The sequence below is a fragment of the Clostridia bacterium genome (assembly GCA_019683875.1).
Lineage (GTDB): Bacteria > Bacillota > Sulfobacillia > RBS10-35 > Bu92 > Bu92.
The window spans coordinates 1-2,067 of sequence record JADGHN010000199.1 but is presented as its reverse complement, the minus strand read 5'-3'; the positions used below and the strand labels follow the sequence as shown (position 1 = coordinate 2,067).

Genomic DNA, 2,067 nt, shown 5'->3' with positions numbered 1-2,067 from the left:
ATCGCGGCGCGTTCCCGGCCGCGTGGCCCGCCGCGGTCACGTTCGCCGCCGCGGTCCGCGAACCCGACGGGCTCGGTCCGACGGCCCCAATTCCCGGCGAGACCGCCGCGCCGCCGGCCGTCGCCTCCGCGATGCGCGCGGTCACCTCCGGCCAGGCCGTAACGGGCGAGATCGGCTTTCCGTTGCCGCGCGCCAGCACGTCCCGGTACCGCGCCAGCGCCGCGTCCTGCTGCGCGCACAGGCGCTCAAGCGCACGGACCGTCTCCCTGCACGCCGCGCACTCCGACAAGTGCGCGCTCAGGCCGTCGCGCCGCTCCGGGTCCAGCTCGTCATCGATCCACGCCATCCAGATGCCTTCCTCGGGACATGCCATCACGATGCGCCACCCCCGTTCGGACTTGCCGCAGCCACCGCGTCACTGAATCCGGCCGCAAGCCGCCGGCGCGCCCTTGCCAGCAGCGTCCCCACGGACGCCGGGTCCACGCCCACCACTTCGGCGATCTCGCGGTACGACCAGCCGTCGGCCCGCAAGAGCAACATCGTGCGGTCGCGCGGGTCGAGCCGCTCCAGCGCCTCCCGCAGGTCCCACGCCGGCTCCCAATCGGCTTCTGCCAGCGCCGAAGATTCGGCGTAGGCCGCCTCCCTCTGCTGCCGGCGGCGGCCGGCGCGGAGCTCGTTGTACGCCAGCCGTGCGGCGACGCGCCGGAGCCAGCTGGGCGGGTGCTCCGGAGGCGCCGGGCACGCCAGGTACATGCGCACGAAGGTCTCCTGGGCGACGTCCTCCGCGAGGGACCGATCCCCCGTCAGATAGTGGACGTGACGGACCACCTCCGCGTAGTGTCGATCAAACAGCTCGCGCAACCACGCGCTCGCTTCCCCACCGCCCCGGCGGTCATCGGGCGTCCGCTCGTTCGACATACCACACCCCCGCCGCCACCGATCCGACGAGCACGGCCGCCAGCACGGCGAGCCACGTGGCCGGACCGCCAATGAGGTCAGATCCCGGAAGCACATCCACGAGACGAGCGACGAGGACCGTCGCGCCGGAGACGGGAAACAGCCCCGCGTACCTGGACTGCAAGAGGATGAATCCCGCCACGGTCGCCACGATGCCCAGGCCGCTCGCGACGAAGAAGCTGCGGGTCACAAGGGCGACCAGTTGATATGCCGGCACCATCACGGCAAGGCCGGCGCCGGCCGCCAGAAGGGTCTCCACCCACCGCGCGACGTCCATGCCAGCCGGAGTTCCGATGAGCACCCAGCCGATCGCCGCGCTGCCGAGGAGAACGAGGGCGCTCAGGACGAGCACCCAGCCCAGCGCGAGCAACGCCTTGGCCAGAACGACCTTCCAACGTGCCACGCCAGTCGCGAACGCGACCTTCCACGTGTCGGACTGATGCTCAAGAGCCACGGCGTACGCCCCGATCAATGTCGCCACCAGCGGGCCGATGAGGGCGGAGTGAAACATGAACACCTGCTGCATGAGCGCATTCCAATGCATGGCCTCGTCCCAGCCCGCCGGGGTTCTCATCATGTGCAGGAGCAGCCCGCCCAGCAGGGGGGAAGCCATTGCCGCCGCGACCGTGACCCAGACAAAGGGCGTGCGCCGCCACTTCGCGAGCTCGACGACAAGGCAATCCAGCATCACCGCGGGCCTCCTTCGGACAGGGCGAAAAAGACGTCTTCCAAGCTCGGCTCGCGCTCCACGAGGCGTCGGAGACGGATGCTCTCGCCCACCACGGCCTGCGCGATCCGCGACGGGTCGGCCGCGCCGTGAACAAGGAGCGTGCCGTCTTCGAGAGCGCTCACCGGCCACCCGAACCGATCCCGCAGCAGGCGCGCGGCCCTCGGCGGATCGGACACCGCCACCTCGATCCGGCGCGCGGCCCGGTTCCGCAACTCATCGACCGACGCTTCCACGAGCATCTTCCCGCCGCGGATCACCCCGACGCGCGTCGCGACCTGTTCGACCTCATGCAGGAGGTGGCTGCTGAGCAGGACGGTCATACCGCGTTGCTGGACCAACTCGCGCAGCAGGGCCCGCATGTCGCGGAACCCTTCCGGGTC

General features: G+C 70.8%; 4 protein-coding genes. All 4 read right to left on the bottom strand.

Annotated elements, in window-relative coordinates; genetic code table 11:
• A partial coding sequence (locus tag IRZ18_09890; protein ID MBX5477416.1) for a zf-HC2 domain-containing protein occupies positions 1-346 on the bottom strand: 346 nt, incomplete at its 3' end.
• Positions 347-372: 26 nt separating this feature from the next.
• Complete coding sequence (locus tag IRZ18_09885; protein MBX5477415.1) at positions 373-861, bottom strand: sigma-70 family RNA polymerase sigma factor; 489 nt, start codon at positions 859-861, stop codon at positions 373-375.
• Between the two features lie 31 nt (positions 862-892).
• Positions 893-1,648, bottom strand: coding sequence for an ABC transporter permease (locus tag IRZ18_09880; GenBank protein ID MBX5477414.1), 756 nt, complete (start codon positions 1,646-1,648; stop codon positions 893-895).
• Positions 1,645-2,067 (bottom strand): bacitracin ABC transporter ATP-binding protein (locus IRZ18_09875; GenBank protein ID MBX5477413.1); only part of this gene is annotated, 423 nt, incomplete at its 5' end. The genes IRZ18_09875 and IRZ18_09880, both read right to left, overlap by 4 nt.